Origin of the sequence: Methylocaldum sp. 14B (assembly GCF_002005105.1) — a bacterium.
In the GTDB taxonomy this organism is placed as follows: Bacteria; Pseudomonadota; Gammaproteobacteria; order Methylococcales; family Methylococcaceae; genus Methylocaldum.
In genome coordinates, this window is sequence record NZ_MSCV01000001.1 from 281826 (window position 1) to 294260 (window position 12435).

Sequence of the window (12435 nt, forward strand, 5' to 3'; positions counted from 1 at the left end):
CGTCATTTATTCGGAAAATCCCATGTTAGCCCCATTCCAGCAACTTGGACACGCGACCCTGGGCACGATGCAAAAGTTGGGTCGGGCCAATTTGTTCATCTGCCATGTCCTAACGGGGCTGCCTGAAATACTGAGGCGCATTCGCCTGCTGCTGGCGCAGGTTTATTCGGTGGGGGTGCTCACCATTCTGTTGGTAAGCGTTTCCGGCTTGTTTGTCGGCATGGTATTGGGGCTTCAGGGCTACAATGTACTTTCCGATTTCGGGGCGGAGCAGACCTTGGGCGTGATGGTGGCGGCCTCTTTGGTGCGGGAACTGGGGCCGGTGGTCACGGCCTTGTTGTTTGCGGGGCGAGCGGGTTCCGCTTTGACCGCGGAAATAGGCTTGATGAAGGCGACCGAACAACTTTCCGGAATGGAAATGATGGCGGTCGATCCGTTAAAACGCATTATCGCACCACGCTTTTTCGCCGGCTGTTTGTCGATGCCTCTGTTGGCCTCGCTGTTCAGCATGATCGGCGTCATGGGGGGATATTTCGTCGGCGTCGGGTTGCTCGGGGTGGACGAGGGTGCGTTCTGGTCTCAGATGAGAAGCAGAATCGATTTTTACGATGATATCGTTAATGGTCTCATCAAAAGCGCGGTATTCGGGGTCATCGTCACCTGGATTGCGGTGTTCGAAGGTTACGATGCCGTGCCCACTTCCGAAGGGGTCAGCCGGGCGACCACGCGCTCGGTCGTTTATTCGGCCTTCGCCGTGCTCGGGTGGGATTTCGTGCTGACAGCTTTAATGTTCGGGGGGGATTGATGCAGTCATCGAAAGCAATCGAGATCTGGGTTGGTTTGTTCGTTGCCGTTGGTTTGATCGCTTTGTTTTTCTTAGCTATGCAGGTCAGCAATCTCGCCGAACTGCGGAGCAACGATGACAGCTACAGGATCGTCGCGCGCTTCGAAAATATCGGCAGTCTGCGAGTTCGGGCTCCGGTATCGGTGGCCGGTGTCACGGTGGGACGGGTCAGCGCCATATCGTTCGACAATCAAACCTACGAAGCCGTGGTGGAGATGCGGATCGATCCGAAATACGACACGCTTCCGATCGACACCAGTGCCAGCATACTTACGGCCGGTCTGTTGGGCGAGCAATATATCGGTCTGTCGCCCGGCGGCGCGGAAGAGCACCTGGCCGACGGCGACGAAATCGAACTGACTCAATCGGCGATCGTGCTCGAGCAGGTCATCAGCCGTTTCCTGTTCAACAAAGCGGAAGGCGGCGGAGCGAGTGGCGGGGCTGCCACGTCCTCCGAGTAATACCGGAATTACGCGATGCTCGTTATGGCTGAATCCCCCGTCCCATTCGAATTTATCGATGAAGGTCAAGGCCGCTACAGGCTCGAGGGCGAGCTGAGCTTTTCGACCGTAGCGGATGTGCTGAAGAAGACTTTGGCCGTCTTCCGGGATGCGTCCAGGCTTTCGTTCGATTTGGGGGGGGTCTCCCGCGTCGACAGCGCCGGCGTCGCTCTTATGGTGGAGTGGATGCGGCAGGCGGCGCAAGCCCGGACAGAACTGCGTTATGTGCATCTTCCACAGCATGTCATGGCGATCGCTCGAGTCAGCGGTATCGAGCACTTGATTTCCGTCGACTCAACCGACGCGGTCGATCGATCGATCTCGGACTAGCAAAAACATATACAAACAATGGATAAGCTTCTTATTACCGGCGGCAAACCTCTTCATGGGGAGCTGCGCATTTCGGGGGCCAAGAACGCTGCATTGCCGATACTCGCGGGTGCATTGTTGTCGGAAACGCCCGTGATCATCGGCAACGTTCCGCATCTCCACGACATTACCACCACCATGGAATTGCTCGGGCGCATGGGAGTGCACCTGATGGTGGACGAAAAGCTCAATATCGAAGTGGATTCCGGACCGATCGAGAATTTTTTCGCGCCTTACGAGCTCGTGAAGACCATGCGGGCTTCCATTCTGGTCTTGGGGCCCTTGTTGGCGCGCTTCGGCCGTGCCGAGGTTTCGCTGCCCGGCGGTTGCGCCATCGGCAGCCGGCCGGTGAATCTGCACCTGCACGGTCTGGCCGCGATGGGAGCCGATATCAATGTGAAGAACGGCTATATTCACGCCAGCGCCAAGCGTCTCAAAGGTTGCCGCCTGGTTCTGGATCAGGTTACGGTTACCGGCACCGAGAATCTCATGATGGCGGCGGTGCTCGCGAAAGGGACGACCATCATCGAAAATGCCGCGCGCGAGCCCGAGGTGGTGGATTTGGCCAATTTCCTCAATCAGATGGGCGCGAAAGTTTACGGCGCGGGATCCGACATCATGGAAATCGAAGGTGTCGAATCCCTATCCGCCAACGGGCTGCACTACCGTATCCTGCCGGACCGCATCGAGACCGGCACGTATCTGGTGGCCGCCGCCATGACCGGCGGCCGGGTCAAATTGAAGAATACCCGCCCGGATTTGTTGGACGCGGTCTTGGCCAAGCTTCGCGAGGCCGGGGCGCTGATCACGTGTACCGATTCGACCATCGAACTCGACATGCAGGGCAATCGGCCGCAAGCGGTATCGCTGCGCACCGCGCCCTATCCGGCGTTTCCGACCGATATGCAGGCGCAATTCACGGCCATGAACACGGTTGCCGAGGGCGTCGGCGTGATCACCGAGACCGTGTTCGAAAATCGGTTCATGCATGTGCACGAAATGCAGCGCATGGGGGCCGACATCCAGCTGGAATCCAATACCGCCATCGTTCAGGGCAGGCCGAACCTGACGGCTGCACCGGTCATGGCCACCGATTTGAGGGCTTCGGCAAGCCTGGTGCTGGCCGGACTCGTGGCCGAAGGCCAGACCATCGTCGACCGGATTTATCATATCGATCGCGGATACGAGTGCATCGAAGAGAAGCTATCGCAGCTCGGCGCGGAGATACGCCGCATACCCAATTGAAACGCCCCGCATGCTCACTCTAGCCATATCGAAAGGACGTATCTACGAGGAGGCGCTCCCGCTGCTGGCGCAGGTCGGGATAGCTCCGACCGTGGATCCGGACAAGAGCCGTAAGCTGATCCTGCCGACCAATCGCGAGGATGTTCAGCTCCTGATTATCCGGGCTACCGACGTGCCCACCTACGTGGAATACGGAGCCGCCGATCTCGGAATCGCCGGCAAGGACGTATTGGTCGAGTACGATGCCCAAGGGCTGTACGAGCCGCTGGATCTGGGCATTGCCCGCTGCCGATTGATGACGGCGGCCATGAAGGATTCGGCGCCCGTGCCGAGAGGTCGATTGCGGGTGGCGACCAAATATGTGAAAACTACCCACCGTTATTTCGCCAGCCGCGGCATTCAGGCGGATATCATTAAGCTTTACGGTTCTATGGAACTGGCGCCTCTCGTAGGTTTGGCCCACTGCATCGTCGATCTCGTCGACACCGGAAACACGCTGAAGGCCAATGGACTCGAGCCGCGCGATCTGATCATGGACGTCAGCAGCCGGCTCATCGTCAACAAGGCCGCGATGAAGATGAAGCACCGCGAGGTCACGTCCTTCGTCGAAGAATTGAGGCAAGTCGTCAGCGAACGCAGCAAGCAAGCGGGGTAAGCACCATGTTGGATATCTCGATTACCCGTCTCGAAGCGGGGTCAGCGAATTTCGCGAAGGGTCTGGACGCGGTTTTGGCCTGGGACGAAGCCGAGGACGCGGCGATTCACGCGCGGGTGATGGACATCATCGCGCGTATCCGGAAGGAGGGCGATGCCGCGCTGATAGAACTCACCCGTCTTTATGACCGTTTCGACGCGGTGAACGCCTCGGGTCTCGAACTGTCGCGCGACGAGCTGAAAAAGGCGTGGGACGGTTTGCCCGCCGAATCGGCCGAGGCGTTGATGAAGGCCGGGGATCGCATCCGGCTGTACGCCGAGCGCCAGAAGATGGACTCCTGGCGCTATGCGGAACCCGACGGCACGGTGCTGGGACAGCAAGTGACGCCCTTGGACAAGGTCGGCGTCTATGTGCCCGGCGGAAAGGCGGCTTATCCGTCGTCGGTATTGATGAACGCCATTCCGGCGAAGGTGGCCGGCGTGCCGGAGATCGTCATGGTGGTTCCGACTCCGGGCGGCGAGACCAATCCCCTGGTTCTCGCGGCCGCTTATCTTGCCGGCATAGACCGCGTATTTCGGATCGGCGGCGCGCAGGCGGTGGCGGCGCTGGCTTACGGCACCGCCACGGTGCCGCGCGTCGACAAGATCGTCGGCCCCGGCAATATCTACGTGGCTACCGCGAAAAAGCTGGTGTTCGGCCAGGTGGGCATCGATATGGTGGCGGGCCCGTCGGAAATTCTCGTCATCAGCGACGGCGGCACCGACCCGGACTGGATTGCCATGGACCTTTTTTCGCAGGCCGAGCACGACGAGGATGCCCAGGCGATACTGGTCAGTCCGAACCGCGCTCATCTGGATGCGGTGGAAGCGAGCATACGCCGTCTGTTGCCGACCATGGAGCGGGCCGAAGTCATCCGGACCTCGCTGTCCCGCCGCGGCGCTCTGATCGAAGTCCGGGATCTGGACGAGGCGGCGGAGGTGGCGAATCGCATCGCGCCCGAGCACCTTGAGCTTTCCGTGGAAGATCCGGAAAGTTTGGCTACCAAAATCCGCAATGCCGGCGCCATTTTCATGGGCCGCTATACGGCGGAAGCCTTGGGCGACTACTGCGCCGGTCCCAATCACGTGCTGCCCACCTCGGGGACGGCTAGATTTTCGTCGCCTTTGGGCGTTTACGATTTCCAAAAGCGGTCCAGCCTGATCTTCTGCTCACGGCAAGGCGCCGACCAATTGGCGAGGACCGCGTCCGTGCTGGCACGAGGCGAGGGACTGACGGCTCATGCGCGCTCCGCCGAATACCGGATCGTAGAACGCTCATGAGCGATCTCGCGAGCAAGGTCTGTTCCTTGCTGAGACCGGAAATACTGGCTTTGTCGGCCTATCACGTTCCGGATTCTTCGGGTTACGTCAAATTGGATGCCATGGAAAATCCTTATTCGTGGCCGGATGACATGGTCGAGGAATGGCTGGCCCGGCTCCGCGAAGCTCAGCCGAATCGCTATCCCGATCCCTCGTGCAACCGGCTCAAAGCCAAGTTGCGCGAAGCTTACGGGGTGCCCGAGGAAGCCGATCTCCTGATGGGGAACGGTTCCGACGAAATCATTCAGATCATTCTCATGGCACTGCAAGGACGCGACGCGACGGTTTTGGCGCCCGAGCCGACTTTCGTCATGTACCGGCAGATCGCGTCCTGCTTGGGGCTCAAGTTTGTAGGCGTACCCTTGCGGGAAGCGGACTTTGCTCTGGACATGGACGCGATGCGGGAGGCGATCGAGACGCATCGACCTGCCGTGATCTTTCTGGCCTACCCCAACAACCCGACCGGCAATTTGTTCCATACCGACGATGTCGCAGAAATCCTGCAAATAGCTCCGGGATTGGTGGTCTTGGACGAAGCCTACACGGCCTATGCGGGGCGCAGCTTCATGCCTCGACTCGCGGAATTCGATAGGCTCCTCGTCATGCGCACACTGTCCAAATTGGGGCTGGCGGGGCTGCGCTTGGGTTTCTTGGCCGGCGCCAAGGCCTGGATAGACGAATTCGACAAGATTCGGCTGCCATACAATGTCAACGTATTGACCCAAATCAGCACCGAATTCGCCATCGAGAAGCGGAGTGTGCTAGAGGCTCAGGTGGGGCTCATTTTGCAGGATCGGCAGTACTTATACGAAGAACTTGGCCGGCTTTCCGGTGTCCAGGTCTATCAGAGCGACGCTAATTTCATCTTGTTCAGGCTGTTGCGGCACGATGCCAATCAAGTGTTTCGGAAGCTGAAAGATTCGGGTGTCTTGATCAAGAATCTGCACCCTTCCGGCGGCCGGCTGGTGGGGTGTTTGCGTGTAACCATCGGAATGCCGGAGGAAAATCGCAAATTCCTTAAGGCGCTTGCGAACGTTCTGGCTTCGTAGGGCATATATCCTGTGCTATTGCTTTCTGAGCCTTTCTCAAACAAAATCCTCCCCCCTGGAGAAACGCATTGTCAACTATAACGATTCAACGATATGGAACTGGCGGGTTCCGGAATTAGAACCAAATACAATTGAAAACGATAAGACCTAGCTTAGAGGGGTACTCGGGAGATGTTGGCATGACTACTGAAGGCGTGGATATCGACAAACGCCGTTTTTTAACCCAGGCGGCGGTGGTTATCGGCGCCATAGGCACCGGCGCCGCAACGGCGCCGTTCATCTCGTCCATGAAGCCCAGCGCCAAGGCGGAAGCCTTGGGGGCTCCGGTGGAAGTCGACATCAGCAAGATCGAGCCGGGACAATTGATTCGCGTCTTGTGGCGGGGCAAGCCGGTTTGGATATTAAACAGAACCCCCAACAGCTTGGCGATCCTGCCGACGCTCGACGATCAGTTGCGTGATCCCCGGTCGAAAGAGTCGGAACAGCCGAAAGCGATGACTAACGAGTTTCGGTCCATCAAGCCCGAGATTTTTGTCGCTGTCGGCATCTGCACCCACCTCGGATGTTCTCCCGTCTATCGTCCCGAAGTTGCACCCGCCGACTTGGGGCCGGACTGGAAGGGCGGATTTTTCTGCCCCTGCCACGGCTCTCGCTTTGATTTGGCGGGGCGCGTGTACAAGGCGGTTCCGGCACCGACCAATCTGGTAATTCCGCCTTATCACTTTGTAGGCGATACGCGCATCGTAATCGGTATGAGCGGCGGCGAGGAGTAGGCGAGATGGCTTCGGAAAAAGCAAAAGCTCTTTTGAATTGGTTGGACGAGCGGTTTCCGGTCACGAAGCTCTGGACAAGCCAGCTCACTGAATACTACGTTCCGAAGAATTTCAATTTCCTGTATTTCTTCGGTTCCCTGGCGATACTCGTACTCGTCAATCAGATCCTGACCGGGATTTTTCTGACGATGCACTACAAGCCCTCGGCCGAACTCGCGTTCGATTCGGTCGAATACATCATGCGCGATGTCGATTACGGCTGGCTGCTCCGGTACATGCACTCGACGGGCGCGTCGATGTTTTTCATCGTCATCTACGTTCACATGTTCCGGGCGATCTTCTACGGCTCTTTCAAGAAGCCTCGGGAACTGATCTGGCTGTTCGGCATGACGCTTTTCCTGCTCCTCATGGCGGAAGCCTTCATGGGCTATCTGCTGCCTTGGGGGCAAATGTCCTACTGGGGAGCGCAGGTCATCATCTCGCTGTTCGGTGCGATTCCGGTCATCGGCGAAGACCTCGCGATATGGGTCCGGGGCGATTACGTGGTCGCCGATGCGACCTTGAACCGGTTTTTCGCGCTCCACGTCGTCGGGATTCCCCTGGCCATCCTGATTCTGGTGGTGTTTCACCTGGTCGCCCTGCGGACCACGGGTTCCAGCAATCCGGACGGCATCGAGATCAAGAAACAGAAGGCCGAAAACGGCGTTCCGATCGACGGCATACCGTTCCATCCGTATTACACCGTCAAGGATCTGTACGCCGCGGTCATTTTCCTGATCGTCTGTTCGATCGTCATCTTCTACATGCCGGAAGTGGGCGGGTATTTCCTGGAGCATCCGAACTTCGAACCGGCAAATCCGGCGGCGACGCCCGAGCATATTCAGCCGGTATGGTACTTCACGCCGTTTTACTCGGTGTTACGCGCGATTCCGAATAAGCTGGGCGGCGTCATGGCGATGGGGGCATCGATCGTTCTGCTGTTCTTGCTGCCGTGGCTGGATCGCTCGCCGGTGAAATCGATCCGCTACCGAGGGGGGATTTTTAAAATCGCGCTGGCGTTGTTCGTGGTGAGTTTTTTCGGACTCGGCATACTCGGAACCAAGCCCGTCACGCCGACTGCAACGGCTTTTGCTCGGCTGTTCACGATCATTTATTTCGCTTTCCTGCTTTTGATGCCGTTTTATCCGAGTTTTGAAAAAACCAAACCGGTACCCGAACGCTTGGCCGAACCCGTCATTCCGCTAAGCAAGCGCGAGGGCAAGCATTGGCGGATGGTCGAACGCGGCGTGGAGGCAGTCCGGACCAGTGCGTTCTATCGGAATGTGAAAGCGCGGTTAGAGGCTGTTGGAGCCCATCCCTATTATCAAAACGTAAAAGAACGGCTATCGGCGGTAACCGGATGGCTGAAAACTTACGGAAGCAAATAAGAATGAAAACGGCATTCGGCATAGCACTGTTGTTATTTTCTTTTGCTGCGTCTGCGGTAGATCCGGTAAAGCCACTCTTGGACGCCGATGTGGATATTTTCGATACCGATTCGGTTCGGAGAGGAGCCGGCTTCTTCGCCAACTACTGCATGGGTTGCCATTCCGCGAAGCAGATTCGCTACTCGCGGATCGCCAAGGACCTGGAGCTCAGCGAGGACACCATGCGACGCGAGTTCATGTTCGGCAACGTCAAAATTCACGACTATCTCGAGACCGCAATGAGTAAGGAGGATGGGGAAAACGCCTTCGGCGTGGCGCCGCCCGATCTTTCTCTCGTCGTGCGGGCCAAGGGCGGGGATTGGGTCTATAGCTATCTCAAAGGCTTTTATACCGATCCCAAGCGGCCGTTCGGGGTAAACAATCTGGTTTCTCCAGACGTAGCGATGCCCAATGTCTTATGGGAGCTGCAAGGCACCCAAGAGCCTGTGATCAAGAAGATCAATGGCGCAGATGCGGTCATCGACGTTCGGCTGGTCAAGAAAGGCGAGATGCCGCCTAAGGAATTCGACCAAGCCCTGACGGACATCGTCAACTTTCTTGCATATGTGTCGGAGCCTTCCAAGCTCCAACGTCTTCCGCTCGGAAAATACGTCATCTTATTCCTAGTGGTGCTGGCGGTAATCATGTACCGATTGAAGAAAGAATATTGGAAGAATATTCATTGAGGTTTAATGGTAAAATGAGCGGCCGGCCGGTTGGAAACCGATGATGTTCGTAGGCGCTCGCAGCGAACGACTTTTCCCGGCGGAGGCCGGTGCGCCAACCGTTAATTTTTTCCAACCGGAACCTTTTAGTCTTTCTTGAGGTGTTCAGCGTGGCAACCACTGCCAGTCGCAAATCGGTAATGACGCTTTTTTGTTCCCCGACCTGCGCCTATAGCCACAGAACACGGATTGTTTTATTCGAAAAAGGAATTGCGGCGGATATCGAATATGTCGATGCCAATCAGCCGCCGGAAGAATTGCTTGCGCTGAATCCCCACGGGAACACCCCGACGATGGTGGACCGCGATCTGGTGCTGTACGAGTCCCGGATCATCATGGAATACTTGGACGAACGTTTTCCTCATCCGCCGTTGCACCCCATGGACCCCGTATCGAGAGCGCGGGCTCGCATGTTGGTCCATCGTATCGACCAGGATTGGTACCGATTGCTGGACGAAATCGAAAGTTCGGAGGATAAAAAGGACACCAAAGCGAAGAAACTGCTGCGGGACAGTCTTATTGCCGCGGCTCCGGCATTCGCTTCCAAGCCTTATTTTCTCAGTGACGAATTTTCTTTGGTAGACTGTACGCTCGCTCCGCTGCTTTGGCGCTTGCCCACGTTGGGCATAGATCTGCCGAAACAGGCGGAGGCGATTACGGCCTATGCTCGACACTTGTTTGAGCGCGATGCGTTTCAAGCCAGTTTAAGTGAACAAGAGCGGGATTTAACCTCTTTTGCCGAGCCGCTGAGTGCCTGATGACTTCGCTCAAGCCGTATTTGATACGAGCGATATACGACTGGATAGTCGATAACCAATTCACGCCCTATCTGCTCGTCGATGCCGAGGCGCAGGGTGTCGTCGTGCCCAGGCAGTACGTTCAAGACGGAAAGATCGTGCTGAATTTGCGGCCGCAAGCCGTGCACGGCTTGTCTCTGGGTAATCAAGAGGTCGAGTTCGGTGCCCGATTCGGCGGAACGCCGATGCAAATAACCGTCCCGATGCGCGCAGTTCTGGCTATATATGCGCAAGAAAACGGAAAAGGAATGATTTTCGACGATGAGGGAGATGACGACACGCCTCCACCCGCCGATTCCGCGCCTCAGACACCTAGCACGAAGAAAAAGCCGGTGCTCAAGGTCGTCAAGTAACTCACTTGTAGGTCGGCAATCCTTTGCCGACAAACGTGTGCGCTACGACTTGTCCGGCACGTAAAACTTCGTGACTTTGCCCGATTGACCCGCCTCCCGATCGAGGGGAATGATCTTGGCGGTCCCGCGGCGTTCCACCTGATCGATGCGAATGATTTCATGCATCGGAATGAATGAGCGCCGGACATTGGCAAATTCCGTCTTTAGCTTCTCTTCATAAGGATCTACGACCACGGATGTGGTCTCGCCGAAAATAAAATCCTCAATCACCACGAATCCGAACATCTCGCCCTGGAAAACCCGCTTGGCATACATTTCGTAAACCTGGTTCTGATTGATAAAGACGACCTTGTAAATCAGATTATCCGACATGATAGTTAGCTAGGTATTGGGGAGGTGGTTCGGGGCGGACGGGACGTGGGGCTTATTATAAGGCAATTAGCGCACTCGACGTACGTTGCTGTCAGCCTCAAGCATTTCGCGCGGCCGGCTGACTGTATGTTAGTTGCCATCGATTTCGTGGTTTCGCGAGGAGTCTTCATGGTAAGTGTGAAACGGGTCTACGAGATGCCGGCTGCTGGCGATGGAGAACGCTTCCTGGTCGAGCGGCTCTGGCCGAGAGGAATCAAAAAAGAGGCGTTGGCGATGACGGCCTGGATCAAAGAGGCGGCACCGAGCGGCGATCTGCGGCGCTGGTTCGGCCATGACCCTTCAAAATGGGACGAATTCAGGCGGCGTTATTTTACCGAACTGGACCGAAACCCCGAGGTGCTCCGGCCGCTCCTGGAGGCTGCCGCTCGCGGAAGGATCACCTTGCTCTACAGCGCTCGCGACACCGAGCACAACAGTGCGGTGGCTTTGGCGGAGTATCTTTTGAAGCGCTTATCCTCGCCTTTGGCTTAAGGTATCGTACATTGGAGCGACTGATTTATGGACCCTATCCATTTCGATTCCCGCGTTTTGTTCAGCTATGCCTTCCGCGCCTTTTTCCTGCTGGTGGGTGTTTACGCCGTTCTGGCTATCTCGGCTTGGGGGCTTCACCTTAGCGGAGTCCTGGCCTGGCCGGATGCATTGCCCGCCGCGGTTCGGCACGGGCATGAAATGATCTTCGGGTTCGCCGGAGCAGCGATTGCGGGGTTTTTATTGACGGCCGTCGCTACCTGGACCGGCCGGCCTCCGGTTGCGGGAACGCCACTGATGATACTGTGTGTGCTTTGGGGCGCGGCCCGGATAGGCGCTTTCCTTCCAAGTCTTTTCGGCAGCAGTTTATGGGCTTCGGCCAGTGTCCTGTTTTGGGGAGGAATGCTGGCGCTCGTTTCCCGCGAGGTCATCGCGGTCCGGAATACCCGAAACTATAAAGTGCTGGGTTTGCTATTTGCATTTCTCGCAACCGAGGCATATTTCTTCTTCGTGGCATCCGGCGATGTGGCGGGACAGGAGGCCGCATTGCGCATCGGGTTATGTCTCGTGATCGGCATGATCCTGCTGATCGGCGGCCGGATCATTCCCAGCTTCACTCAGAACTGGCTGCGTCTGAATCGTCCTCAGCTCGGGACAAGTTTGCCTCCCTTCGACCGATTCGAGGGCACCACCGTCGCGGTAAGCCTGTTGTTTGCCCTAGGCTTCGTTTTTTGGCCCCACTCGGCGGAAATCGGCTCACTGGGCGTCATTGCGTCCGTATTCCAGTTCATCCGCCTCGCTCGATGGCGCGGTTGGCTGGCCTATCCGGAACCGCTGCTCTGGATTCTGCACGTCGGCTATGCCTGGATACCCATCGGGCTGGCCTTGCTCGGAACGAGTCTGCTGTTCGATCATCCGGGACTTTGGGATAGCGGTCTGCATGCGCTCGGCTACGGGGCTATCGGCACGATGATTCTGGGTGTCGCGGCTCGAGTCGCGCTCGGCCACACCGGACGGCCATTGCGAGCCTTTCCTTCGATGACCGCCGCTTTCGCAATGATGACCCTCGGAACCGTTTTCCGGCTTTTCGCGCAACCGGATGGTCTACCCATGTTAGCCGCGATAGGGTTCTGGGTCGCGGCCTATCTGCTGTTTCTGGTGCGCTACCTCCCCATCTTGCTCGCACCGCGCCTCACGTCTTAAGGAAGCTCTGAACAAGTGGATTCCGTTCATGCCCCTTCGACAGGCTCAGGAGAGCGTTCGACAAGCCTGTCCTGAGCCGAGTCGAAGGGCTCACCACGAACGGAATCAATACATTACCGTTCGTCCTGAGCCTGTCGAAGGACTTGATCAGAGCTTCCTTAACGGTCTCGACTGGGATGTTGGTATTTCCCTGGTGAA

At 57.2% G+C, this 12435-nt stretch carries 16 protein-coding genes; 14 read left to right on the forward strand and 2 right to left on the reverse strand.

Annotation, left to right across the window (positions count from 1 at the left end; all coding sequences use genetic code 11):
• Positions 1-22 precede the first annotated feature (22 nt).
• The 12 genes from mlaE (at position 23) to B2A78_RS01450 (ending at position 10134) form a co-directional block, all read left to right on the forward strand.
• Entirely contained in the window at positions 23-805 is a 783-nt protein-coding gene (gene mlaE / locus B2A78_RS01395) for a lipid asymmetry maintenance ABC transporter permease subunit MlaE (protein WP_077728094.1), read from the forward strand.
• Positions 805-1305, forward strand: coding sequence for an outer membrane lipid asymmetry maintenance protein MlaD (mlaD, locus tag B2A78_RS01400; protein WP_077728095.1), 501 nt, complete (start codon positions 805-807; stop codon positions 1303-1305). The genes mlaE and mlaD overlap by 1 nt, the downstream gene beginning before the upstream one ends.
• Positions 1306-1329: 24 nt before the next feature.
• On the forward strand, positions 1330-1674 hold the full coding sequence (locus B2A78_RS01405) for an STAS domain-containing protein (protein ID WP_166642485.1): 345 nt from the start codon (positions 1330-1332) through the stop codon (positions 1672-1674).
• Positions 1675-1692: 18 nt separating this feature from the next.
• Positions 1693-2958 carry a UDP-N-acetylglucosamine 1-carboxyvinyltransferase gene (gene murA, locus B2A78_RS01410; protein WP_077728097.1) on the forward strand — a complete coding sequence of 422 codons (1266 nt, stop codon included), beginning with the start codon at positions 1693-1695 and terminating at the stop codon, positions 2956-2958.
• Between the two features lie 10 nt (positions 2959-2968).
• Positions 2969-3613, forward strand: coding sequence for an ATP phosphoribosyltransferase (gene hisG, locus B2A78_RS01415; protein WP_077728098.1), 645 nt, complete (start codon positions 2969-2971; stop codon positions 3611-3613).
• A gap of 5 nt (positions 3614-3618) precedes the next feature.
• Complete coding sequence (hisD, locus tag B2A78_RS01420; protein WP_077728099.1) at positions 3619-4932, forward strand: histidinol dehydrogenase; 1314 nt, start codon at positions 3619-3621, stop codon at positions 4930-4932.
• Complete coding sequence (gene hisC / locus B2A78_RS01425) at positions 4929-6020, forward strand: histidinol-phosphate transaminase (RefSeq protein WP_077728100.1); 1092 nt, start codon at positions 4929-4931, stop codon at positions 6018-6020. Before hisD ends, hisC begins: the two co-directional genes overlap by 4 nt.
• Positions 6021-6199: 179 nt before the next feature.
• Positions 6200-6793 carry a ubiquinol-cytochrome c reductase iron-sulfur subunit gene (petA, locus tag B2A78_RS01430; protein WP_077728101.1) on the forward strand — a complete coding sequence of 198 codons (594 nt, stop codon included), beginning with the start codon at positions 6200-6202 and terminating at the stop codon, positions 6791-6793.
• Between the two features lie 5 nt (positions 6794-6798).
• Complete coding sequence (locus B2A78_RS01435) at positions 6799-8220, forward strand: cytochrome bc complex cytochrome b subunit (protein ID WP_077728102.1); 1422 nt, start codon at positions 6799-6801, stop codon at positions 8218-8220.
• A 2-nt stretch (positions 8221-8222) separates the two neighbouring features.
• Positions 8223-8945, forward strand: a complete 723-nt coding sequence (locus B2A78_RS01440; protein WP_077728103.1) for a cytochrome c1 — start codon at positions 8223-8225, stop codon at positions 8943-8945.
• Positions 8946-9124: 179 nt separating this feature from the next.
• Positions 9125-9742 (forward strand): glutathione S-transferase N-terminal domain-containing protein, encoded by a 618-nt coding sequence (locus B2A78_RS01445; RefSeq protein WP_156879550.1) that lies wholly within the window; start codon positions 9125-9127, stop codon positions 9740-9742.
• Entirely contained in the window at positions 9742-10134 is a 393-nt protein-coding gene (locus B2A78_RS01450; RefSeq protein ID WP_077728104.1) for a ClpXP protease specificity-enhancing factor, read from the forward strand. The genes B2A78_RS01445 and B2A78_RS01450 overlap by 1 nt, the downstream gene beginning before the upstream one ends.
• Positions 10135-10176: 42 nt before the next feature.
• Here the strand turns inward: B2A78_RS01450 and B2A78_RS01455 are convergent, their stop codons facing one another.
• Positions 10177-10506, reverse strand: coding sequence for a DUF1820 family protein (locus B2A78_RS01455; RefSeq protein ID WP_077728105.1), 330 nt, complete (start codon positions 10504-10506; stop codon positions 10177-10179).
• A gap of 168 nt (positions 10507-10674) precedes the next feature.
• Between B2A78_RS01455 and B2A78_RS01460 the strand changes: the two genes are divergently transcribed.
• Positions 10675-11037: a DUF488 family protein gene (locus tag B2A78_RS01460; RefSeq protein ID WP_077728136.1), complete on the forward strand. Its 363-nt coding sequence runs from the start codon at positions 10675-10677 to the stop codon at positions 11035-11037.
• A 27-nt stretch (positions 11038-11064) separates the two neighbouring features.
• The gene (locus B2A78_RS01465; RefSeq protein ID WP_077728106.1) at positions 11065-12237 is read left to right on the forward strand and encodes an NnrS family protein; all 1173 of its coding nucleotides are present in this window, start codon (positions 11065-11067) and stop codon (positions 12235-12237) included.
• Here B2A78_RS01465 and B2A78_RS26255 read toward each other — a convergent pair.
• Positions 12227-12435: hypothetical protein (locus B2A78_RS26255; RefSeq protein WP_205780635.1), on the reverse strand; the 209-nt coding region annotated here is incomplete at its 5' end. The genes B2A78_RS01465 and B2A78_RS26255 overlap by 11 nt on opposite strands.